Raw genomic sequence first — 26,441 nt, forward strand, 5'->3', positions numbered from 1 at the left:
GCTAAAAAAAGTATAAATCATGAGTCTAACGAGATATTTGCGTAACTTTGCCTTTAAATATAGATAATTGATTTATGGAAACAACTCGTCAGAATAAAATAGCCCGTTTGCTTCAGAAGGAATTGAGTGACATTTTCCTGTTGCAAACTAAATCCATGCCGGGAGTACTGATCTCTGTCAGTGCTGTGCGTATCAGCCCGGACTTGAGTGTCGCACGTGCTTATCTGAGTATCTTCCCTTCGGAAAAGGCGGAAGAGATAATAAAGAATGTCAATGATAATATGAAGTCTATCCGTTATGAGTTGGGGACCCGTGTGCGTCATCAGCTTCGCATCATTCCGGAACTGAAGTTCTTTGTGGATGATTCACTGGATTATCTTGAAAAAATAGATGAATTATTGAAGTGAACCTTCCCTTCTACATAGCTCGGCGTTATCTCTTCTCCAAGAAGAAACACAATGCTATCAATATCATTTCCGGCATTTCGGTGTGCGGAGTGGCATTGGCTACGTTGGCGCTGGTCTGTACACTGTCCGTATTCAATGGTTTTCAGGATATGGTAGCAGGGTTCTTTACAGCCTTTGATCCGGAATTGAAAATTACGATTCGTGAGGGAAAAGTCTTTGAACCGCAGGGGGCAGCATTTCAGGAAGTGCGCTCTTTGCCAGAAATTGGTGTCTGGACAGAGACGCTGGAGGAGAATGCCATGGTGCAATATAAGGACCGTCAGGCTATGGCTATTATTAAAGGGGTGGAAGATAACTTCGAGGAGCTTACGTCTATTGATAGTTTGCTGTACGGTGCAGGTGAGTTTATCCTGCATGACTCTATCGTAGATTATGGCGTATTGGGTGTGGAATTGATATCTGAGTTGGGAACAGGACTTCAGTTTGTTGATCCCCTTCAGGTGTATGCTCCCAAACGGAATGTGCGCGTGAATATGGCTAATCCTTCCGCTTCTTTCAATCGTGATTACCTTTTTTCTCCCGGTGTAGTGTTTGTTGTCAATCAGCAGAAGTATGATGCACGCTACATTCTTACTTCTCTTAGCTTTGCTCGTAATCTTTTTAATTATGACACGGAGGTGTCGGCTGTTGAATTGAAGTTGAAGCCGGGGGCAGATGTTACGGCTGTGCAGAGAAAGATTGCCCGTATCCTAGGTGACGAATTTGTTGTACTAGACCGTTATGAGCAGCAGGCTGATGTGTTCCGTATTATGGAGATAGAGAAATTCATATCTTATCTTTTTCTCACATTTATTCTTGCGATAGCCTGTTTCAATGTGATTGGTTCTCTTTCCATGTTGATCCTAGATAAACGCGAAGACGTGGAGACTCTGCGTAATCTTGGAGCTGATGACCGCTTGATAGCCCGTATATTTTTGTTTGAAGGTCGGCTTATTTCCCTGTTCGGTGCACTTTCCGGTATTGTTCTTGGTCTGTTGCTTTGCTATATCCAGCAGCGTTTCGGCATTATTTCCTTAGGTGGTGGTAATGGCAGCTTTATTGTGGATGCTTATCCTGTTAGTGTGCATGTAACGGATGTAGTACTGATATTTATTACGGTGATTACTGTCGGATTCCTTTCGGTGTGGTATCCGGTGCACTATTTGACGCGGCGGTTACTGAAGAAATAATGTCTGTTGACGCAAGTGTCGAACCACTGGTTTTGTACTCAATCTAGCCATTAGTGTATTCATTTTGTATTTTGTGGGTTTAGATATCATTCTGGCAAGAACACATATATGTATCTGTTGTTGAGTTCCTATATTTGCATGTAGAGACAATTTGAGAATTGTTTTCAATATGGAATGTGGCAAAGGGAATTAAAAGGTTTTGTTCTCTTTGCTGCAAAGAAATGCAATGATTAATAGAATTCACCTAAAAATCTTTTTATTTATGGAACGACGCACCTTTCTTAAAATTTTGTCATCAGCAGGTATCGTTAGCTTGGTTAGTCCGACTTTTGCTATGGAAGTTTGTAAAAACAAGGTGTCTAAATCTTCTTCAGCTCTTCTCGAATCAGCTTTTCGTAATCCGCCTTTCTCTTCCGGAGTTTATACATGGTGGCATTGGATGAATGGTAATATAACTAAAGATGGTATAACCCGTGATCTTGAAGCCATGAAGGCAAATGGTATTGCGGGGTATCAATTGTTTGAAGCAGGAAGTGGCATCCCTATTGGTCCGGTAGAATCGCTTAGTGATGAATGGGTAGATCTTATTCTGCATACGCTCAAAGAATCAGAAAGGTTGGGTTTGGAGTTTGCAATGCACAACTGCCCCGGTTGGTCATCCAGTGGTGGTCCGTGGATCACTCCAGATAAAGCTATGCAAATAATAACGTGGAGCGAAACTAAAATAACGGGTGGAAAACAAGTCAGGATTCAGTTACCCACTCCCAAACATATGTTTGATTATTACATAGATACATATTGTTTGGCTATTCCGGCAAATATGAAAGTAATACCTAGGTTGTCAATTCTTGAATTATCAAATAGGCTTGATAAGGATGGTGTTTTAACTTGGGATGTTCCTACTGGTGAGTGGCTGATTATGCGTTTTGGACAAACAGCCAAAGATCAGAAGAATAAGTCAGCCCCCTCTAAATCAACCGGATTAGATTGTGACAAATTCAGTACAGAAGCACTGGATTATCATTTGAATTGTATGTTTAAAAGGCTGATGCCTGCAATGGAGAAAATAGCCAAACATTCTAAGATCGGTTTGCTAATAGATAGTTATGAAACGGGTGACCAGGATTGGACTTCCGACATGCCTGCCTATTTTGAACAAAGTCATGGGTATGAACTGTATCCATTTTTACCCGTATTAGCCAATAAAATAGTTGAGAGCGAGGAAAGTACAAAGCGTTTCCTGTTTGACTTTCGTCGAGTTAGAGCTGATATGTTTGCTGAACGTTACTATGGTCATTTTCAAAAGCGATGTAAAGAGAAGGGTATAATAACTTATACTGAGCCTTATGGAGGCAATATGATGGAAGAATTACAGGTGGCACAACAGCTTGACATTAATATGGGGGAATTCTGGTGTGGTCAGACTGTACTTTGGGCAAATTATAAGTATAATCGTACCGTCAAACAAGTAGCTTCAATAGCACATACGCTTGGTGGAAAGGTAGTTGGTGCCGAGGCTTTTACTTCTGAACCGGATGCGGATAAATGGTTGCAGTATCCATATGCTCTAAAGTCATTAGGTGATTATATGTTTACCCGAGGGCTTAGTAGAATTTATTTTCATAGATTTGCCCACCAACCACACCCTACTGCTGCTCCGGGAATGACGATGGGGGCGTGGGGGCTACACTTTGACCGTACCAATACATGGTGGAAACCGGGAAAAGCATGGATTGAGTATTTGAACCGTTGCCAGTACATTTTCCAGAGTTCAACTTTCTATGGTGATATTCTTTATCATAATGGTGATGATAGTTTTGGTAGCACTATTGAACCGGAACAAACCCTACTGGCCCCTCCGGAAGGATATGATTATGATATGGTAAATACTGAAATGCTGGACAAAGCACATATCAAGGATGGAAAGATTCTTTTTCCCGCTACACGTTTTGATGGCTATAAGCTCTTAGTGTTGCTTAAATCGGAAACAATGTCATTACACACGTTGCGGATACTGGCCCGATTGGTAGGTGAGGGAATGGTATTGGTTGGGCAAAGGCCACTGCATACCTTAGGTTTGTGTGATGGAGAGAAAGAGAATGAGTTTGCTGCACTGGTGCAAAGAGTCTGGCAGCACCCGAACGTGCATGAAGGAAAAGATTTGCAAACCATTTTTAACCGGTTAGGTGTGTCTCCCGACTTTGTTTATCATTCTGAAGCAGGAAATTCATCTGTTCATGCTATCCATTATCAACAAGAAGGAGCCGAGATATACTTTGTTGCAAATCGTAAGCGAGCGCATGAGAAAGGAACGGCTCATTTCCGGATAAAAGGTTATATTCCGGAGTTATGGGATCCTTATACAACTGAAATTCTACAGTGCCCGGTCTATCGCACTGATAACGAGGGCGTAGAAATACCTCTTAATCTAACTCCTGCAGGATCCATGTTTGTTGTTTTTCGTAAAGTTGAGAAACAACGGAAGTACACAGATGTGAAATACAATGGTGTTTCTTTGTTTCCGACTATTGGAAATGTAGTGAAACAGGATTCTTTGTCTGCAAATTTTAGTATTACTTGTTGGATAAAGCCTGAGGTGGATATAGCCATGACGGAAGAACAGGAACTCGGTGATATGCGTGCCCGTTTTTTTGCTATTTATCCTTTGGAAGGAGAGCGGCGGCATGGAAAAGGACATAGTTCCCTTGGGTTGTCAGTAGGTCGGAATGGAGTCGTTGTCTATGAACGGACTATACATAATAAGGCTGTATACCGAAATCCCAGACCATTATCGGGATGGACCCATTTTGCTTTAGTTTATCAGGATAACACACCGCATCTTTGGATAAATGGAGTATATGCCGGAGCAGGAACAACTTCAGACACAATCGTGCATCTTGAAACATCTCATTCGGATTTGTTGTGTAAAGCGGATGCTTATGAAGGAGGACTCTGCAATCTGTGTATCTATCCTTCCAGTATTGACAAAACAGAAATCACAAACCTTTATCAAAAGGGGATACCTGCTCCGTTTCATCCAAGTGAGCAGGTACTTTCATGGTTACCCAGTCATCGGTTTGTTGCATGGCAGGCTGGTGTTTATGAGTTTATTGCAGAGCATACAAGTATCCGTAAGCATGTTGATACTCTTCCTACATGTATTCCGTTAAAAGGCCCTTGGACTGTTCGGTTTCCTCAAAATATGGGAGCATCTGAGGAAATAACTTTAGCCAGATTGCATTCATTACATTTAGAAGAGGATTTTGGGGTTCGTCATTTTTCGGGAACGATGACTTATCTCTATTCGTTATCTATAAATAATATCTATTTGCAGGACGATATTTGTTTGCGCTTGGATCTAGGTCGAGTAGAAGTACTTGCTGAAGTGTTGGTGAATGGAAAACGTGCTAGTATTTGTTGGGCACCTCCTTATGCCATTGATATGCAGCAGCTATTGCACGAAGGAGATAATCTGATAGAAATTCGTGTAACAAATTTATGGGTTAACCGATTGATTGGTGATGAGTATCTGCCTGAAGAGAATGTTTATAATTATCAGGATATTCCAAATAAATATTCTACATTGCGCAACGGTGGTATCAAGAAACTTCCTGAATGGTATCTACAGGGTAAACCAAAGCCTGCAGGAGGTAGAATTGCATTTACAACTTGGAAACATTATGATAAGACTTCACCTCTTGTTGAATCTGGTTTATTAGGACCAGTCACCTTAACAGTTGGGAAAATAGAGAGTCTGAATATATGAGGTGCTCACTGAATATAAATTTGAGGCAAGAATGAATATTATTTTCATTCCTGCCTTAAGTTTTTGGTGTATATACAGGCTCTTTTTAGTTGAGAGAATCGTCTTTATATTTATTGCTCTCTCTGTATTCCTTGGGAGTTTGATTGTATCGTTTGCCAAACTCTTTATAGAAATGTGACCGATTTGTGAAAGCTGTCCGATACATGATTTCCTGTATAGTCAATGTTGTAGTTAATAGTAATTTGGCAGCATAATTTATTCTTTGTTCTTTGATGAAATCTTTAGGGGGGAGTTGATCCAGATTCTTAAACTTGCGATATAAATTTCTGCTGCTGGTTTGCATGGCTTCTGCAAGTTCTTCCGGACCAAATTCAGTGTTGTCCATATTTTCATTGATTAGTTCAACAGCAGTTTCCATGAATTTTTTGTCTTCCTGTTGTAACAACTGTCCACCACTAAATTCAAAGGCACTTGCTGAAGAGTTGTAGTATTGCTTTAATTCTTCCTGCTTTTTTAATAGTTGTTTGATGATACTCCTAAGATATTGAGTATTGAATGGTTTGGGGATGTAAGCGTCTGCTCCAGATTCTATACCCTCAATTTTTTCATCGGTTGTATTTTTTGCAGAGAGGATAATTAATGGAATATGCATTGTATGTTTGTTGCTTTTGAGTTGTTTGATTAAGGTGATTCCATCTATTTTGGGCATCATAATGTCTGTAATGATAAGATCCGGTGTCTTTTGTTTTAATAAAACAAGCCCTTCTTCACCATTTTCTGCCGTTAAAATGGAATATTCATCGGATAGTATATCTTTTAGCATCCACAGTAACTCTTTGTTGTCATCTATCATCAGAATGGTTGTTTCTGGTTGGTTGAATTCCTTTTCGTAATCACCTCTTTCAGCTGTTTCAATATTCGTATTGTTGCTTAGAGGTTCGGATTTAGGAGTTTCATTCAATACATGTTCGGCTTCTTCTGTTACTTCAAGCTGTGGTAGGTTCACTATGAACTGAGCATATTGGTCTATTTCGCTTTTTACTTCAATAGTACCTTGCAGTAGTTCTACCATACTTTGACAAATGGCAAGTCCTAAACCATTTCTGGAAGAAAGTCCTTTAATGCTATTCTCCTGAATGTTATCAAGTACACTGTACCGGTTAAATATAAGTGGAATATTCTCTTTACAAATTCCTTTTCCTGTATTATAGACTTGAATATTTAGTTTATCTACCTCTATTTTTATGGATATACGTATTGTTCCATTTTCGGGGCTATATTTAAATGCATTCGAAATAAGATTATTTAGAATCTTAGTAAATCCGCTATAATCACTCTTCCATATAATATCTGGACTGATATTTGTTTCCAGATGGATTTGATTTTGTTCTGCCAACTCACCAAATGAATCTATAATGTCTTTTGCTAATTTGCTGATATTCAGTTCTTGTATATGGCATATTTGATTGCCGGTTTCCATGCGACGGAAGTCTATTACTTCTTGTATCAGGCTATTGAGACGCTCTGTATTTGATTTTATAATCTGGGCATATTTTTTAATGAAAACATCACTGTTCTCATGCTGCAGAATTCTTTCGCATGGACCATAAATCAGGGTAAGTGGTGTACAGAATTCATGTGTGATGTTGGTAAAGAAACGTAGTTTACCTTCATACATTTCTTCCTTATATTTTTCATTTAACTTTTTGGACATGGCGGCTTTTCTTCGTTCGTATTTCCGCCGGATATAATGCCAAAATCCCAATCCTACCCCAATAATCAATAATACATATATTATCTGGGCTGTAATACTCTGATACCAAGGGGGAAGAATGATGATACGGATACTTTTGATTAAATTGTCATTGCTATTTCCTCCATCATTGTATTTTACTTTCAATGTATAATCTCCGGGAGGGATATTTGTAAATTGCGCTTCATTAGAGCGTGTATCCATCCATACATTATTGAAATTTTCAAGTTTATAAGAATATCTGCAGTTCTCGCCATTAATAAAGTCTGTGGCTACAAAAGAGACTGCAAAGAAATTCTGATTATGGTTCAACACGATATTTTGAGAATTACTATCTTTTTTCTCAAACTCATGAATGTTATATTCCTTATTGAATATTCTTACTTTTGTAAAGTGAATATCAGGCACAAAGTTGTTTTTCTTTTTTTTCTCTTTTTTTATCCAGACTACGCCATTTACTCCTCCAAAAAAGTATCTGTTGTTTATTTTGTCTTGAAAATATGCATTATCACTAAATTCTGTTATATCTAAGCCCGTTCTATGATTAAAGTTCCTGAACGTATTCTTTTGGGAATCAAATAATATAATGCCGGTATTGCTGCTTAACCATAGATGTCCTTCTTTGTCTTCAATAATTCCGTGTATTGTATTATTGGGTAAACCTTCATTCTCATTAAAATTCTTATAGTCATAATTACCATTAGATGAGATTTTCAGTTTGGTTAATCCATAACTTGTACCTAACCATATATCTTCATGTTGGTCTTGATATATGCATAATATATCACTCATGGGGGCTATACCATTTCTATCAAAAGAAATGAAAGAATAATTTTCAGTGCGAGAATTTAATCTGATGACCCCATTACCACGCATTCCAATACAAATAATGGAGTCATTTTCTGGATATATAGAATATATTTGATTGTTTTTCTGTTTATGAGGAACATCAAAATTGAATGCTTGAATCTTTTTAGCTTCAAGGCCTTGTTTCTGTTGTTGAATGTTTATTTTTAATAAAGTATTTCCTGCACCTACCCACAATAGTGAGTCGTTTGTTTCACACATGGAATGTACATGGGAGATATCTTGATTAGTATTGTTAGCTAATGAGTGAATTTTATTGTCTGAAAAAGAGTAGTAATTTAATCCAGGTCCATTTGAACCGATCCATAAAATTGGATATACATTACTTGGTGCAAATGCAAAAACTTCATTATTCGTAAGTCCTTCTTGTGTTGTAAGGTGTATGACATTATCATTTGAATACTCTTTTGAAGTATCATAATGGTTGATCTTTATTATACCATTGTCTTTGGTTCCTAACCATAGAGTATTATATTTATCAGTGTAAACAGCGCGGATCGGCCTTTTCTTGCTGATCGGAAGTTCATTGAGCAATATATTAGTAAATGTATATTCGTCTTTTGTCCAGGCATATACCCCCTGCCCATCTGTACCAATCCAAATAATATCTTGTTGTTTATCTTTCCATAAAGAGAATATACCACAATTAATGTTGAACTTCTCTGCTTGGTAATTTTGTTCAGCCATAAGTCGTATAAGACCATTTGTCTCAAATCCGATAAGAACATCGTTGTCGTCAAAAATAATGGCTCCAATTTTACCACTTTCCTGAATCAATTGCTTTAGCTTTCTGATAAAATGTAGTTTTCCTTTTTCTTTGTAAAATATGTTTCCTTCAGAATCCACCATAATTATTTTCTCGTCACTGTAAAAGGCATATTTTATAAGGTGGGGATGTGTAAAGTCCGGATGTCTGACAATTTGAGGATTATTTGTTTTTTTCCCGGATATGGTATACCTTTCCATTATACCTTTATGATTAATCCATATCGTATCTTGAGAATCAACAATAAAACTTGATACATTGTCTAATTCTTTCTCTTTATAGATAGGGAAGTTTATAAATTTATTGTCTAAGTTCGAATATAGAGATAATGTATTTGGTCTATTGAATACATATAAATAGTCTTGATTGTCTTTGGCAATATATGAATTTTCACCAAATTCATTATAATATTCCTCTATTGCATTACTTTTTTGCGATAGTTTGTTTAATCCCCATTTAGTGCTAATCCATAGGTAGTTATCTGTTTCTATGATTTTTCTGATGACATTGCTTGAAAGGCTATTTTGATTATTGATATCTGGCTTATAGACATATATTTTTTGACTATCATACATGTTGAGTCCATCATAAGTACCAATCCATAGGAATCGTTTCTCATCTTGAAATAAGCAAGTTACGGAACTGTTTGATAGACCGTCACGATTACTAATTTGCCTAAGGTTATGTGAACTGATATTTTGTATAGAACAAAATAGTAGCAACAAAGATATTTGAATATAATATTTCATGAGTAGTAGTCTTCTTGGCATTAATAACTTTAACTGGTCAACAAAGATAGTGCTCTGATCGAGTTTTCCCAAATTCTATTTGGTTGAATTTCTATTTTAATAAGATGAGATTTAGTTAAAACTTAAGTTTTATGATTGAGGGGATAACTCCCGTTAAAAGGCAGTTGTATTCGATTTCGCCATAAATGTATTCTCTTTGCGCATTGCGGATATAAGCATGATATTGGCGAGATCTTGTATATATGCGTATCGCTTATGCGCTAATTTTGCATGTAGAAACAACATTAAACGTTTTCAATAGTGTATTAGTTTTTTTTATGGGTATTGAGAAAAGATACTATATTATTAATTTCTAAAAATAACGATGAATATGGAAAAACACTCTTTAATTTTTGGAGGTATTGCTAAAAAAATATCATTAGAATACTTTTTGATAATTTGAGTTTTGGTGAATTATGTATACTGATACTTTAATGGTATTTATCTTTTTAATAAATGCTTTTTAAAAACAGAACCAATTTAAAATATATTAATATGAAAAACATTTTTATGCTAACAAACAAAAGTGAACGAAAAATAGGAGGAAAAAGGTTTTCTGTAATCCTACTATTGTTGTGTTTATCTCTGTTTACTGTTTATGGTCAGGGAAAGAAAAATATTAAAGGATTAGTCACTGATGAGAAGAATGAACCGTTAATAGGAGTCAGTGTAGTGGAAGTTGGTACTTCTAATGGTACAATAACAGATGTAGATGGAAAGTTTGAAATAAATGTTTCATCAAATTCGACTTTAAAGTTTAGCTATATTGGTTACAATGTTCTTGAGAAAAAGATTGGTACGCAAACGGTGATGAATGTTGTTTTAACTGAGGCTGCCTCAGAATTGGATGAGGTTGTAGTTGTAGGCTATGGAACTGTAAAAAAGCGTGATTTGACAGGCTCTGTTACTTCTGTTGATTCTGAAAAACTCTTGCAGAGTCCGGCATTATCTGCAGCGGAGGCTATTCAGGGTAAAGTTCCGGGTGTATTGATACAGAACACAAGCTGGACTCCGGGAGCTACTCCGTCTATTCTTATTCGTGGTACACGTTCTATCAAAGCAGGCAATGATCCGTTGTATGTTGTGGATGGTATTCCTATTTCAACAGCTCCTAATTTGTTTGCACCTGGTGATATAGAATCAATAGAGGTGCTTAAGGATGCCTCAGCTACTGCTATTTATGGATCCAGAGGTGCTAATGGAGTTATCATAATCTCAACGAAGAAAGGTAAGAAAGGGAAAGTGCAGGTTGACTATAATGGCTATTATGGTATTCAGACCATTCAAAACAAGTTGGAATTAATGGATGGAGCAGAATATGCGGAGTATGTGCGTGAAGCTTATAGAGCAGCTGGACAATACGATTCAGCACTGCCTAATATGGAACTGGATAAAACATTACCCTCGTTTACTGGTGATGATTATACTTGGCAATCTATTGCAATGGCTTATGATGAAAACGGTAATTATGATTCCAGCAAAGTACGTTCCGGTGCTTTGTGGTGGAACGAAGTAGAACGTACAGGTATAGTGACTGATCACCAACTCGGCATTAGAGGAGGAGGTGATAAAATGCAGTTTGCTTTTAATACTACATACTTCAAGAATGAAGGTATTTATAAGAATCAAGATTACTCACGCTATACAGTAAAGTTGAGTGTTGATGCAGAAGTAACTAATTGGTTGAAGATAGGCGGACAGTCGCACTTCAGTCATTCATTACAGAATAGAGGTTCTAACTTCCAGGATTGTTGGCGTGTGAATCCACTTGGACGATTGTATGATGATGATGGAGTTCCTACATTGATGACTTCAGGAGGTGATTCTCAATGGTGGAATCCTCTTCAATACTTAGAACCTAACGCAGTGGTTAATCCTTTGAAAATTAACCGTTTCTTAGGTAGTTATTATGGGGAAATCAAGCTTCCATTAGATGGACTTAAGTATCGTGCAAATATTGGAATTGATTTTCATTCTCGTCAGGATTATTCCTTCTTATCTTCAAATGCAAGACAGGGCAATCCTAATCAGGCAAAAAATGCTACTCAACAAACTTATGCTTATACCTTTGAAAATCTGTTATTTTACGATAAGCAGTTTGGAAAACACTCTATCGGAGTTACTTTATTGCAATCTATTCAGCGTAATAGAACCGAAAGTTTAAGTGCTACTGTTCAGGATTTACCTTCGGATGATCTGCTTTTTAATGATATTGCATCAGCATTGGATATAACAGGGTATGATAGTAATAATCAAGTATGGAGCCTTGCTTCTTTCATGGGACGCTTGAATTATAATTATAAAAGCAGGTATTATGCTACATTCTCAATGCGTTATGATGGCTCTTCGCGTCTAGCTGATGGACACAAATGGGTTTCTTTCCCTGCTTTTTCGTTAGCATGGAGAGTAAATGAGGAAAACTTTCTTAAGAATTTTGATAAACTTGATAATTTGAAATTGCGTTTTGGATATGGTGTAACTGCCAACACTTCTATTAATCCTTATCAAACAAAAGGATTGTTATCAAAGAAGTACTATAATTATGGAGAAAATATGGTTATTGGTTACACTTCCTCTAGTTTACCGGATAAAACATTGACTTGGGAAACTACCGGGCAATGGAATGTAGGGGTTGATTTCAGTTTTTTCCGTGGACGTTTGAGTGGAACAGTTGATGCTTATCTGCAAAATACACATGATTTGCTGCTTGACCGTCAGTTACCTGCTGTCTCTGGCTATACGAGTGTACTTACTAATGTTGGTAAAACAAGAAATAAAGGTATTGAGGTTAGTTTGTCTACGGTAAATATACAAAATAAAGATTTCACATGGTCTACAGACTTTATGTATTCAACTAATAAGGAAGAAATTGTAGAATTGTATAATGGAAAAGTAGATGATATAGGTAATAGCTGGTTTATAGGTGAAGCGCTTGGAGTATATTATGATTATAAGAAAATAGGCATCTGGCAGGATTCTCCGGAGGATCTTGCTGAAATTGAAAAATATAATAAGAATGGTCACAAATTTGCACCAGGAATGATTAAATTGTTGGATATCGATGGAGATCATAAAATTACCGCAGACAATGATCGTATGATCCTTGGACAAAAACGTCCCAAACATATTTTTAATCTTAGCAATACATTTGTTTATAAAGGCTTTGATCTGAATATTGTTCTTTATGGAACCTTAGGCGGAATGTTGAGAAATGCAGTTCGCGTGAATCATCAGTCCTATCGTAATAATAGTGTGAAATTTGATTATTGGACTCCAAACAATCCGACTAATGCTTATCCTCGCCCTAACAGACTGTATGATAATATAGAGTATGAGTCCTCATTGTATTATGAAAAATCGGATTTTTTACGTGTAAAAACGATAACATTAGGGTATACATTGCCTAAGAATCTGGTTAATAAAGCAACTTTATCTAATTGCCGATTATATGTTACTGCCCAGAATCCTCTTGTATTTACAAACTATACAGGAGTCGATCCGGAAGGAGCAGCAACCTATGCTTCACCGAGTGTAAGCAGTTGGATATTTGGTGTGAATGTTTCTTTTTAAACTAATAAAATAAGAATAAAATGAAAGCTGTAAAATATAGAAAAAGTATCGGCATAATTCTTACGATAGCTTGCGGGTTTACCTCCCTAACAAATACTGGTTGTGATGATTTTCTCTCTGAGAAAGAAGTTCCCCGTATCACAAGTGATTTTTATAAAACAGAACAAGGCATACTGGCTGCTGTTGATGCTACATATGCTTATATGCGTTTTGGAGTTGGTGGGGAGTTCTCTAATGTTCTTACAGAGTTAGGTACTGACCTGATAACAGGTGCAGAGGGAGCATTAAGTTATCCGTATAACTTATATAGTGCAACTTTGTCACCAACAGAATCGAAATTGTATAGTTTGTGGGAAAATCATTATAAAGCTATCGGAGTGACAAATCTTGTCTTAGACGCACTGCCGGAAGCAAGTATATCGGAGGCTGAGAAAGAGAGCTATGGTGCTGAAATGAATTTCTTTCGTGCATACTTTTATTTCGATTTAGTTCAGCAATTTGGTAAGATACCTTTGGTCACTGAAGCAATACAAGAACCTCAGACAGACTTTAAACGTTCTTCTGTTGCAGATGTTTATAAGCTAATTGTTAGCGATTTAAGATATGCAGCAGAACATCTCAGGGAATCAGCTACAGGTACGGATCAAAGTAAGGCTACTAAATATGCCGCTGCTCATCTATTATCTAAAGTTTATCTTACACGTGGTAGTGCAATAACTGATCAGCGTGGGCAATTGTCAACTGATATGGATAGTGCTTATTACTATGCTAGAAGAGTGATAGATAGTTCTAAATATACTCTGTTAAATAACTATTCAGATTTGTGGGATGTTAACAATATGGGGAATAGTGAGGTTATCTTTTCTATTCAGTTTACTCTTGATCCGATATATAATGGAGATGGGAACAAATCTCATTTATATTGGGGGTCATGGTATGAAGATCAACCTGGTATGATGCGTGATATAGCTAATGGTCGTCCTTATCGTTTTCATCGTGCTACCAATAAAACGATGTTTGAGTTGTTTGACCGCAAAAATGATTCCCGTTTTTATAAGAGTTTTAAATGGACCTATTATTGTAATAAAGCGACTTCTTCCTTGGCTATAGGAGATACTGCAATCTATTATAGCTTAAATGCTCCCAAAAATAGAACATATAAGTATAAATATTTTCAATGGAATAAGAATGATCCAAGTAAAAATAACAGATATTATCCTATTTTGCTGAAATACGAGGATCCATTAAGAGAAACAGCAAATGAACAAAAAGGTGTACGTGAATGGGTACGTATGCGTCTTGGCGAGACTTATTTGATTGCTGCGGAAGCGGCAGGTCGTAAGGGGGACTATAATTTAGCTGCTGATTTGATTAATATTATTCGTGAACGTGCTTCCTGGAAAGCTGGCGAGAAAAAGGTACCTCAATATTGGCTAGAAGAAGGTGGTGAGATGGAAAATACAGAATCTACTTATGAAAATATAAAAGTGACGGCAGATGACCTGAAGATGAATTTTGTAGATTTTATGTTGGATGAAAGAGGGCGTGAGCTTTTAGGTGAATATACAAGATGGGAGGATCTGGTGCGTTGTGAGAAATTAATTGAGTATGTAAAAAAAATGGAATCCTGATGCAATGAAGAATATTCAAGAGTATCACAAATTGCGTCCAATTCCTCAAAAGCATATTGACCGACTGAATCCTCGTGGTTCTGATGAGGAAGAACAGAATCCTGGATATTTCTAATTATAACTAAATAGTTATGCAATGTAAGGAGTTAGTTCATTATTGAACTAACTTCTTATTAAAGAGATTTTTATTTTTGAAAATTAAAAAACTAACATTTAATGCCGTGAACTTGACTAAATTTTTGAAAGGAAGTGCAATTCTTTTATTGTTTTCCTCTTTTGTTATTTCCTGTCATGATAATGATGTGATTGAAAAAGAAGAAGATAATCAGGACCCTGATACGGAAGAATCTATCAATTTGGCTTTAGGAAAGACCGTCGAAACCAGAATTAATAGCATAACTGGCTCAGGCTCTAATACTGAAAAAGCTAATTTAATGACTGATGGTGATTTAACAACATATTGGGAATCTGCGGACTCATATAAACATTCTATTCTAATTGATTTAGGGAGCGTACAAGAAGTATCAAAAATAGTAGTGCATTGGATTGATGAACGTGGATGTAATGCGTATAGCCTCAATTTTGGAAAAGAAAAAGATAAAATAGTAAGTGTTATATCCAGGAATGATGTAGAAGAAAAAGCAGTTAGTACATTTGAGGGTTTTAAGGAAGAAGCTCGCTACGTGGAATTGGTCTTACGTGGGAGATTAGGCTATACTGGCGGGTATAGAATATCCGAGATCGAAATTTACAATGAGGATAATATAGAGTATACCAATACACCTGAGGAACAAAAAGCTCTTGATACAATTACAGAGCGATTGATTGCTAGTTACTTGAGTGATATACCAGATGATAAGAATATTGAAAGCTTCTCAAAGTCAATGCAGGCAGATGGTTCATGGACGGATATTGACTATAATGATCAAATATCTGCTGATGGCTGGAAACCGAATGGTCATCTTAACAGATTAAAAGCTATGGCATTAAACTACAAGCATCCTGAAAGCAAATTTTTCAATAATGCTACATTGTTACAACAAATAGAAAAGGGGTTGTTATGTTTTAAGAAAAAGGCACCTTCCTGTTCGGATAATTGGTGGTATAATGATATCGGTGCCCCTCAAGCTTATATGATACCACTTCTGTTATTGAAGGGACATATTTCACATGAAAATATGCTTGTGGCAGCAGCATATTTGAAAGATAAGATTGAAAGTTATATAGGAGGTGGTAAGAATTTATCGTGGATTGCTGAAATCGCAATGCACAAAGGGTGTGCTGAGGATAATTATTCAACAGTACAACATGCTTTTAAGGCGATTGCTTCCACATTGTCAATTGTTTCAGAACAAGGGAAAGAGGGGATTAAAATAGATGGCAGTTTCCATCAACATCATGCCCAGATTTATTCGGGAGGATATGGAATGTCGCTGACCGATGACGTTTCAAAATTTATGGAAATGTCTGTTGATACTCAGTTTGCAAATGAATTTACTCTTGAAAAGAAAGAAATATTTCAGAAACTACTTTTAGAGGGACATCTTTTACTTAGTTTCCGAAACTCTATCGATTTTGGAACTAGAGGGCGAAATATATCACGTCCTACGTCTGAGTATACTACAGTTCCTGTGGATGTCTTGGAAAGGGCGGTCGTTGGCGATCCTGCCAATGCCGGGATTTATAGAGCATGGATAAATCATATAAATAGTGGAACCGCTTTTCCTAAAGCAAATGTGAACAAACATTTCTGGAAATCAGATATGATGACACAACATGGTGAGAATTTCTATATGTCCGCAAAAATAATATCAAAGCGTACTTATGGAACAGAATCCTTGAATAATGAAAACATAAAGGGGTATAATCTTCCTTTAGGAGCTACGAATATAATGACAACAGGTAAGGAGTATGATAATATATATCCGGTCTGGGATTGGACTCGTATTCCTGGTACAACTGCTATTGGTAATCAGGATAAGACGTCTTTAGAAGGTTATCAGATTGGTAATAACGAGTTTGGTGGAGGCGTTAGTGATGGTGTAAATGGAATTATTGCTTATAAGGGTAAATACAATGAATTGCAAGCTAATAAAGCATATTTTTTCTTTGATAATATGATGTTCTGTATAGGCAGTGATATTTCCTATGTTCAGAATGATAATGTTCTGACTTCTGTAGAACAGAATTTATTGAATGGTGAGGTTATTTATAATGATGGGCAAGAAAAGCAACTGTCATCAAACAGTAATATGCAATTGAAGCAATTGAAATGGGTATATCATAATAACACAGGGTATATTTTTAGAGGAACAGATAATGTTACTATACAAAATATGCCTCAAGCAGGTTCTTGGAAAGATATCAATGCTACAGGAGAATCGGGGCTTATAGATAAGAATGTTTTTAGTGTCTGGATAAATCACGGACTTAATCCGGAGAATGCCAGTTATCAATATATTGTTGTACCAGATAAGTCTATAGATGCATTTCGGGATTTAGCTGAGCAAATAGATCTTTATATTGCACAAAATGATGGTTCGGTTCAGGCTATACGTGAAGGCAATAAGTATGGATTTGTTTTTTATAAAAGCGCCAGTACAAAGATGGACGATGGTTTAGTAATATCATCTGATAAACCTTCTATTGTCTTTATAGAAAAAAAAGGTAACACTTATACTATTGCTGTGTCAGATCCTACATATACACAAGCAAATGTAACGTTAACTCTAAATAAAAAGATGATAGAGAAGAGCGGGGTTACCATAACAGAACAAGGTAGCAATATTATTTTTACTTTGCCTGTGGGCGATTATGTAGGAAGTAGTGTTGTAGATGTTTTTACCGAAAAATAATAAAATTATAGATATATGAAGAAGTTGCACTTCATTATAGTTGTACTCCTTTTTATCCGAACACCTGTTGTATTGGGGCTGGATATAAAAGGTGAAAAAGAAGTACCTGTTACTGTTACTGTACTTTCCGATTATCGGTTACATACCATCATACCTTCTGACTTTTTGGGATTTAGCTATGAAATGTCTCAGTTGACCGATAACTCCCGTTATCTGCATCCTGATAATCTTGTATTGATTCAAATGATGAAGAATTTAGGAAATGGCGTTTTACGATTAGGAGGAAATAGCAGTGATAAGATTTCATGGACAGGTATGCCACGCATTGATTATATGAGGAAGGATTCTTTAACTACTACAGATGTAGATACTTTTTCAAAATTTGTAGATTTAACTGGATGGAAGGTTATCTGGGGACTGAATCTGGGAGAGAATAATCCTGAGAAAAACTCGGATGAAGCTGTATATGTAGCAAAACGATTAAAGAATGCTCTTTATGCTCTTCAGATAGGTAATGAACCTGATTTATATTACAAACATCTGCGTCCTGTAAATTATGCAATAAGCGATTATGAAAAAGAATGGTTTCTACATTATACGAAGATAAAAGAGAGATTACCTGACATTACTATAGCAGGGCCAGCAGTTGCTGGGGATATCCGTTGGTTTGAGTCTTTCTTGAACAGTTACTCTTCCAGAATAAGTTTGATGACCGGACATCATTACAATTCACCAGGTAAGAATGCTACAGTAAATTGGAAAACTATATTGGAACCGGATAATCATTTATCAGGTTATTTGCAAGTATTGAATTTTTTATGTCAAAAACACGGAATTACTTATCGTATGGCAGAATGTAATACAGTCTCTCAAGGTGGAAAAATAGGAGTGAGCAATGTTTTTGCTTCTGCTTTATGGGCGTTAGACTATATGTGGAGTGTGGCTTTGAATAATGGGGTGGGAGTAAATTTTCATGGTGGTAGTGTTAGTAAGTATGCACCTATTGTAGTGGATGAGAAAGGAATTCCTACTCCTCGTCCTATCTATTATGCAATGCTTGCTTTTAAATATGGAAGTGAAGGTGGTAATATTGTTCCTTCTGTGATTTCACCTTCTGTTCCTAACAGCAGCGTATATGCTTGTGTCAATGGCAAAACATTGAAAGTTACACTTTTAAATAAAAGTGAAGATGATATTTCCTTCACAGTTCGGCTGAATGACACCCCTGCTTCGGTTCAGTTGCTTAGACTTACAGCACCGTCTCCGATTTCTTCATCTGGAATACGTTTTGCCGATGCCGAAGTAGAAGCTGATGGAAGTTTTCAACTAAATATGAGAGAGAAATATCAACCACAAAATGAATATGTTAAAGTCTCCGTTCCGGCAATGAGCGCAGCGGTGATGATTATAGATAAAGAATGATTATGAAAAGGTTACTACTTATATGTCTGGTGCTATGCTTTTGGGGAGAATACGGCTATGCTGTAGAGAAACAGAAAGATATAGAGATTTTATATAATAGATTGTTGGAAGAATATTTGTCGGATTCGGTAGACGTTTCTCAAGCAGAAAAGGATTTGGCTGTTATGCAAACTGATGGTAGCTGGAAAGATATTGATTATAAGACAGTGACTTTCTATTTCGATGCAGAGCGTCATCTCAAGAGATTAAAGAACATGGCATTGGCTTATAGTAAACCCGGAAATAAATTATTTCATGAGCAGGAATTGCGAAAGAAAATAATTCTTGGGTTAGATTATTTCCGGATAGCTAATCCAGATTCTGGAAATTGGTGGTACCGGGACATCGGTGCTCCTTCCCAATATATGATTCCTCTTCTTTTGCTGAAGAAAGAGTTGAAAAGAGAAGATGTGACGAGACTTTCTTCTTATCTGGTTGATAAGACAGATAATATGGCCCATAAAGGAAAGAATAGAACATGGGTATCTGCAGTCTTGATACATAAAGGCTGTATAGAAGATGATTATGAGTTAATTGCCAAAGGATTTTCTTCCATTGCTTCTACCATATATGTAGAAGAGAAAGATGATGAAGGAATGAAAAGAGATAATAGTATTCATCAGCACCGTCCTCAGCTTTATTCGGGTGGATATGGAATGTCACTACTGTCCGACTTGGCAGAGTATATTACTTTAGCTAATAAAACATCTTTTATGAAGTTCTTCACTTCGGATAAGATTAAGTTGGTATCAGATGTTTTTCTGAAAGGGACACAGATGTTCGGATATAGAATGGCATATGATTTTGGAACGATTGGGCGGGGGATATGTCGCCCGAATTGCTTGAGCAATATGTCCACGCATACATTAGATTTAATGAAAGAAGTTGATCCCGTTCATGCGGAAAATTATGAGGCATGGAAGCGGCATATTGGTGGCGAAGCCTTCCCGGTACCAGGAAATACACATTTTTGGAAATCAAACATTATGACCCATCATGGTTCTGATTATTATATGTCTGCCAAAGTCATATCCGTACGAACAAATGGTACGGAAATGCTGAACGGGCAGAATTTGAAAGGCTATTATCTACCATTAGGAGCAACTAACATAATGACTACCGGTCATGAATATGATGATGCCTTTGTTGTTTGGGATTGGACACGGGTACCGGGAACAACGGCGGTTGCTAATCAGTCGACTGCCGATCTCCGCTGGTATTTGTTTGGTTCGAATCAATTTGGTGGAGGCGTTAGCAATGCTCATAATGGTGTAATGGCTTATGAACATGCTTATCAAGGCGTGGAAGCTCGGAAAGCTTACTTTTTTATGGGAGATGCTATGGTATGCATGGGAAGTGGCATTAAGGCGGCTCGTACTCAGGAAGTTCGTACTTCAGTAAATCAATGTTTGGCAAATGGTGAAGTTACATATGGCTTATCAGGACATACATACCGGTTAACGAATAACTTGTCCGACAAAAATATTGATTGGGCTTACCATGATAATGTAGGGTATATTTTCCCGCAAAATGAGAGTGTAACGTTGAGAAAAGCCAAGCAAACCGGTGCTTGGAGAGAACTTGAAGTAACAGCAAGTGATAAACCAGTAACAAAAGAGATTTTTAGCTTATGGGTTTCGCATGGTACTACTCCGCAGCATGAGGATTACTGTTATATTATAATGCCTGATAAACCTCTTTCTTATTTTACAGATAAGAAGTTTGAGAATGAAATTAAGATTATAGTTAACTCTGAACAGATACAAGCGATTTCCAATGAGAATAAGAGACAGTATGCTGCCGTCTTTTATGAGCCGGGTGAAATACGGTTTGCAGAGGATTTAGTGGTAGCAGTCAATAAGAAAGTTATAATATACATTGAGAAGAAAGACAAACAATATGAAATAGCTGTAGCCGATCCTCTATATAAAGAGCAGTCTCTCCAATTAAGTATGAATGGAGAACAAATAAATATAGTATTCCCTTCTGGTGATTATTCCGGTAGTTCAGTAATAAAACATATTACAGAAAAACATTAATAAGGACGTTCATGAATAAGTTATCCATTTTTTTGCTTCTATTTTTATCTGTCGCATATTCCGTACAGAGCAGTAATACAAACTATGCAAGAACAACCGATAGAATTTGGTTGGACTCGAATGAAATGCATCAGGGAGAATATAGCTGGAAGATGATGAAAGTAAGTGACGTGAAAGCATCTGCTGAGGAAGTTTCGTCGCTTGGATATAATACGAGTGACTGGTTGTCAGCTATTGTTCCGGGAACTGTGCTTAATTCTCTTGTATATAATAAGAAGTATCCTGAACCCTATTATGGACTGAACAATAAAATAGAGTCCAATAAAATACCGGATATATCAAAAGTAGGTCGTGAGTTTTATACTTATTGGTTCCGTACGGAATTTGAGGTTCCGGCTTCTTTCTCAGGAAAAAATATATGGTTGCAGCCTGATGGCATCAACTATCGGGCTGAAGTATGGGTGAATGGTAATTTATTGAGTACGATCAATGGAATGTTTGTTAATGACTACATTAATATAACAGATTTTGTAAAAGTAGGCAATAAGAATGTTCTTGCTGTCAAAGTCTATCCGGTAGATGTGCCGGGGACTACTATGCCAAAGTCTTGGGGAGCTGTAGGTGAATATCATAATGGGGGTAATGGAAACATCGGTTTGAATACTACTATGCTTATGAGTATTGGATGGGATTTTACCTTTATGGATGGTATTCGTGACCGCAATACGGGTATTTGGAAAAGTATATCTATATATAGCACAGGGATATTGGCATTGCGTCATCCATTTGTGAAGTCAGAACTACAGAAGCCGGGGTATGATGTCGCTCGTGAAACCATATCCGTTGAAATTATTGATCCGTTTCATTCGATGGATACGATTAGCGGAGTGGTCAGAGGAGAAATAGTGGGAGAAAATATTGTTGTAGAAAAGCCTTTCAGCATATTACGTGGTGAGGAAAAAAATGTGACTTTCACTCCGGAAGAATTCCCTCAACTTACTATCCGTAACCCACGCTTGTGGTGGCCGGTCAATAAAGGTCCTCAGAACTTGTATGAACTGAAACTGACAGTAAGCGTAAAAGGCGCTGTCTGTGACTCTGTTAAAACCCGGTTTGGTATTCGTGATATAACTTCTGATACAAATACTCCCGATAAATCACGTGTATTCTATGTGAACGGTAAACGTATTTTTATCCGTGGTACAAACTGGATTCCTGAGGGAATGTTACGAACTTCGGATGAACGTACCTATGCTGAGTTGAGATACACCCGGCAGGCAGGTATCAACTTGATCCGCCTTTGGGGGGGCGGTATAGCTGAATCTGATTACTTTTACCAGCTTTGTGACGAACTGGGGTTATTGATTTGGCAAGAATTCTGGATGACGGGAGATACACGCCATCCACAGGATAAGAGTGTGTACCTAAACAACGTGGCTTCTACTGTGAAACGTATCCGCAATCATCCGGCTCTGGCTTATTATGTAGCGTCGAATGAGAGTTCTGAAGTTAGCGGTACGCCTGAACTGCTGAAACTACTTGATGGGACACGTGGCTATCAGATGCAATCGGAATGTGCAGGTGTACATGATGGAAGTCCATATAAACAGGTGAATCCGATGCAACATTATGAAAACACGGCTTCTGCGAGAGGTAGCCGTGTGGATGGTTTTAATCCCGAATATGGTGCTCCGACACTTCCTACGGTAGAAATTCTCCGGGAAATGATGGACGAAAAAGATTTGTGGCCTATTAATAAAGAGGTTTGGGATTATCTGGATGGGAATGGATTCCATCTGATGTCTACCATGTATGCTGACTTGGTTAATAATTATGGGCAATCTTCTTCTATTGATGAGTTTGCACAGAAGGGGCAGTTTGTGGGTGCCATGAACTCAAAAAGTATTTGGGAAGTATGGAATTATAATAAACTTGATTATGGTGACCGTTTCTGTTCCGGTTTACTTTTCTGGTATCATAATTGCCCGGTTCGTCAGGTCTGTGCCCGTATGTGGGATTGGTCGTTGGAACCAACAGCTTCACTTTATCATACAGCTAATGCTTTGGAACCTTTGCATGCACAATTTGATTATCTGAAGAATACGGTATCGGTGGTGAATGATTATTATCAGGAATTTGAAGGTTATACGGTTGTGGCTCAGGTTTATGATATCAATAGTAAAAAGGTATTCGAAAAGTCAGTAAAGGTTGACCTTCCTTTGGATGGTGTGGCAAATGATGTATTGACCATTCGCTTTCCAGAAGATATTTCACAGGTACATTTTATTAAGTTGAGATTGAAAGATGAGAAAGGCAAGGAAGTCTCATCCAATTTTTACTGGCGTTCCAATGATAAGTATGAAGGTAAGGAAACGTTGACCGGACCTACTTCTTCAGGTTTTGAAACATTGTCTCAATTGAAAAAAGCCAAATTGAAGTCTACTTATAAGATAAGAAAGAGCGAAGGTAAGTATTTCGTGGATGTTACAGTGAAAAATGTGTCCGGTTCTATCGCCTTTTTCAACCAGTTGCAATTCCTCAATCAGGATTTGAAACCTATTCGCCCTTCTTTTTATACAGATAATTTCTTTTCTTTGATGCCGGGTGAGAGTAAATTTGTAGTTATCGAAACGAATGCAGAAAAGATAATTGAAAAACCGGTGATAGTGGTGAAAGGATGGAATGTAGACCGTAAACAAATAAACAAATGAATACAAAAGTAAAGACAAGAACTTGGATAGCCTTATTGAATCTGCTCTTTCTGTTTACAGCAATCAATGCGCAGCCTGTTCGTCAGCACTTGCATGAAGGATGGAATTTTCGGCAGGCGAGGGGTACTAACTGGTATGAAGCCACTGTTCCTGGAACAGTTCATACAGACTTGATGGATAACAAACTGATAGATGATCCTTTTTACAGGCTCAATGAGCGCGGTGTGCAGTGGGTGGATAAAGAAGACTGGATTTACCGGACGACGTTTGATGTAACCCCTGAGTTGCTGGCAAAGAAGAATATTGTGCTGCATTTTGAGGGATTGGATACTTATGCTGATGTAACATTGAACGGAAAGAAGATTCTTTCTGCTGATAATATGTTTTGTGAATGGCAGGTGGATGTCCGTTCTCTCTTAAAAGAGCATGGTAATGAATTGCAGGTTTATTTGCATTCTCCTATTAAGATAGCTATGCCGAAATGGGAAGCTGTTCCTTTCCAGTATCGCAGTTCGAATGACCAGTCTGAGAATGGAGGTTTGCTCAACCGCAAGATCGGAGTGTTTGTTCGTAAAGCGGGTTATCATTTTGGTTGGGACTGGGGACCTCGTTTGGTTACTTCGGGTATCTGGAGGACCGTTAGTCTGGAAGCATGGGATGAGGCTCGTATAAATGATGTTTTTTATAACCAGCAGTCGGTGACAGCCCAACGGGCCATAGTGAATGTCACGGTGGAAGTATTGGCAGATAAGGAGACAGAAGCAAAGGTAGCTGTGATTAATCGTACGGATAAGCGTACCGAGTGCCGGAAATTGATTCGTTTGAATAAAGGTTTGAATAAAATTCCGGTATCTTTTACCATGAAGAAGCCACGGTTATGGTGGACTAATGGTTTGGGCGAACCTTTCTTATACGACTTTGCAGCAACACTGGAACTGAATGGTAAGCAAGTAGATGTAACAGAGAAGAAACTGGGTATCCGCTCATTGAAAGTGGTAACGACTCCTGACGAATATGGTGAAAGCTTTTATTTTGAACTAAATGGAAAACCCTTGTTTGCCAAAGGTGCGAATTATATTCCTTGTGATAACTTTCTGACTCGTGTTACCGACTCCATTTATGAAAAAACGATCCGGGATGCAGTCAGTGCAAATATGAATATGCTACGAGTGTGGGGTGGTGGAGTTTATGAGAAAGATATCTTTTATGATTTGTGTGATAAATACGGCATTTTAATCTGGCAGGACTTTATGTTTGCGTGCAGTGTATTTCCTGCTGAAGGCGAATTGCTGGAAAACATTCGCAGGGAAGCCATTGATAATGTACGACGCTTGCGTAACCATAGTTGTATAGCCCTTTGGTGTGGGAATAATGAATGTTTGGATGCTTGGTTCAACTGGAATTGGAAAAAGACATATGACAAACAGAATCCTGCTTATTCGGATATTATATGGAAACAGTTCAAGAATCAGTATTTTGTGACGTTGCCGGCTGTGGTAGAAGAATTCCATCCGGGTGCTTGTTACCGTAAATCATCTCCTTATTCTGATGACAAAGGGACGCGCAATCATACGGTGGGCGATATGCACTATTGGGCAGTTTGGCAAGGGCTGAAACCCCTTTCCGAATTTAATCATGAGCGAAGCCGTTTTTTCAGTGAGTATGGTTTTCAGTCATTCCCGGAATTCGAGTCGATCAAACGGTATGCACCTTTATCAGAGGATTGGAATCTGACTTCGGAGGTAATGATGTCGCATCAGCGAGGGGGAACAGCGGCTAATAAGCGTATCAATGATTTCCTTTTGTCGGAATATCGTCAGCCGAAAGATTTCCGTTCGTTTACCTATATGAGCCAGCTTTTGCAGGCTGATGCTATGAAAATGGCTATGGAGGCACATCGGAGGGATATGCCCTATTGTATGGGATCGTTGGTATGGCAGCATAATGACTGCTGGCCGGTGGCATCCTGGTCTAGTCGCGACTATTACGGACGTTGGAAGGCGCAGCATTATTTTACGGTAAAGTCTTTCGCTGATTTATTGGTATCGCCAATAGAAAAGGAAAACACGTTGCAGATATATATGGTATCAGACAGGCTAAAGAGTACTTCTGGTAAATTAACAGTCTGTGTGCTCAGATTGGATGGTAACGGAGTGGTGAAAGAATTCAAGAAACAGATAACTGTTCCGGCTAATACAAGTACAGTTATATGGAAGGAAGCTGTGGATGGGTTATTGAATGGAGAGAAAAAAGAAGACGTCGTCGTACACGTTCTTTATGAGGATAAAACAGGAAAAAAGTATACTAATAATTATTTTTTGGCGAAGCAAAAAGATATGCGTTATGCGGCAGCTCGGATTAATAAAGACTTTGTACCGACTGAAGGAGGGTATGAGGTAACTCTGTCTTGTGATGTGTTTGCAAGAGGCGTTTTCTTGTCACTCCAAGGGGATATTGACAATTTCATATCCGACAATTATATGGATATTTTGCCTGGTGAAACGGTTACGGTTAAAGTGACTACTGAACTACCTTCGTTGCAGTTTGCCGAAAGGCTACAGGTCGTTTCTTTCTCGGATGCAGTGAAACAATAGAATA

10 protein-coding genes and 1 pseudogene are annotated in these 26,441 nt (G+C 37.7%); 10 read left to right on the forward strand and 1 reads right to left on the reverse strand.

Annotated elements, in window-relative coordinates:
• Window positions 1-74 precede the first annotated feature (74 nt).
• The 3 genes from rbfA to BACCELL_RS10665 all read left to right on the forward strand — a co-directional run bounded on the left by rbfA (window position 75) and on the right by BACCELL_RS10665 (window position 5,402).
• Window positions 75-407 carry a 30S ribosome-binding factor RbfA gene (gene rbfA / locus BACCELL_RS10655; RefSeq protein ID WP_007211776.1) on the forward strand — a complete coding sequence of 111 codons (333 nt, stop codon included), beginning with the start codon at window positions 75-77 and terminating at the stop codon, window positions 405-407.
• Window positions 404-1,636 (forward strand): FtsX-like permease family protein, encoded by a 1,233-nt coding sequence (locus tag BACCELL_RS10660; protein ID WP_007211777.1) that lies wholly within the window; start codon window positions 404-406, stop codon window positions 1,634-1,636. Before rbfA ends, BACCELL_RS10660 begins: the two co-directional genes overlap by 4 nt.
• Before the next feature lie 262 nt (window positions 1,637-1,898).
• Window positions 1,899-5,402, forward strand: coding sequence for a glycosyl hydrolase (locus tag BACCELL_RS10665; protein WP_044153593.1), 3,504 nt, complete (start codon window positions 1,899-1,901; stop codon window positions 5,400-5,402).
• Between the two features lie 85 nt (window positions 5,403-5,487).
• Here BACCELL_RS10665 and BACCELL_RS10670 read toward each other — a convergent pair whose 3' ends face one another.
• Window positions 5,488-9,537, reverse strand: a complete 4,050-nt coding sequence (locus BACCELL_RS10670; protein ID WP_044153595.1) for a hybrid sensor histidine kinase/response regulator transcription factor — start codon at window positions 9,535-9,537, stop codon at window positions 5,488-5,490.
• A gap of 534 nt (window positions 9,538-10,071) precedes the next feature.
• Here BACCELL_RS10670 and BACCELL_RS10675 point away from each other — a divergent pair.
• From BACCELL_RS10675 to BACCELL_RS10705, 7 genes and pseudogenes are all read left to right on the forward strand, one after another.
• Window positions 10,072-13,146 (forward strand): SusC/RagA family TonB-linked outer membrane protein, encoded by a 3,075-nt coding sequence (locus tag BACCELL_RS10675; RefSeq protein WP_007219261.1) that lies wholly within the window; start codon window positions 10,072-10,074, stop codon window positions 13,144-13,146.
• Between the two features lie 20 nt (window positions 13,147-13,166).
• Window positions 13,167-14,892 (forward strand): annotated as a pseudogene (locus BACCELL_RS10680) (RagB/SusD family nutrient uptake outer membrane protein).
• A gap of 76 nt (window positions 14,893-14,968) precedes the next feature.
• Window positions 14,969-17,632, forward strand: coding sequence for a polysaccharide lyase family 8 super-sandwich domain-containing protein (locus BACCELL_RS10685; protein ID WP_007211783.1), 2,664 nt, complete (start codon window positions 14,969-14,971; stop codon window positions 17,630-17,632).
• Between the two features lie 15 nt (window positions 17,633-17,647).
• Window positions 17,648-19,054: a glycosyl hydrolase family 79 C-terminal domain-containing protein gene (locus tag BACCELL_RS10690; protein WP_007211784.1), complete on the forward strand. Its 1,407-nt coding sequence runs from the start codon at window positions 17,648-17,650 to the stop codon at window positions 19,052-19,054.
• A gap of 2 nt (window positions 19,055-19,056) precedes the next feature.
• Window positions 19,057-21,132 (forward strand): polysaccharide lyase family 8 super-sandwich domain-containing protein, encoded by a 2,076-nt coding sequence (locus BACCELL_RS10695; protein WP_022209440.1) that lies wholly within the window; start codon window positions 19,057-19,059, stop codon window positions 21,130-21,132.
• A gap of 11 nt (window positions 21,133-21,143) precedes the next feature.
• Window positions 21,144-23,843, forward strand: a complete 2,700-nt coding sequence (locus BACCELL_RS10700; protein WP_007211786.1) for a glycoside hydrolase family 2 protein — start codon at window positions 21,144-21,146, stop codon at window positions 23,841-23,843.
• Complete coding sequence (locus tag BACCELL_RS10705) at window positions 23,840-26,437, forward strand: beta-mannosidase (RefSeq protein WP_007211787.1); 2,598 nt, start codon at window positions 23,840-23,842, stop codon at window positions 26,435-26,437. Before BACCELL_RS10700 ends, BACCELL_RS10705 begins: the two co-directional genes overlap by 4 nt.
• Window positions 26,438-26,441 lie beyond the last annotated feature (4 nt).

Source organism: Bacteroides cellulosilyticus DSM 14838 (genome assembly GCF_000158035.1).
In the GTDB taxonomy this organism is placed as follows: domain Bacteria; phylum Bacteroidota; class Bacteroidia; order Bacteroidales; family Bacteroidaceae; genus Bacteroides; species Bacteroides cellulosilyticus.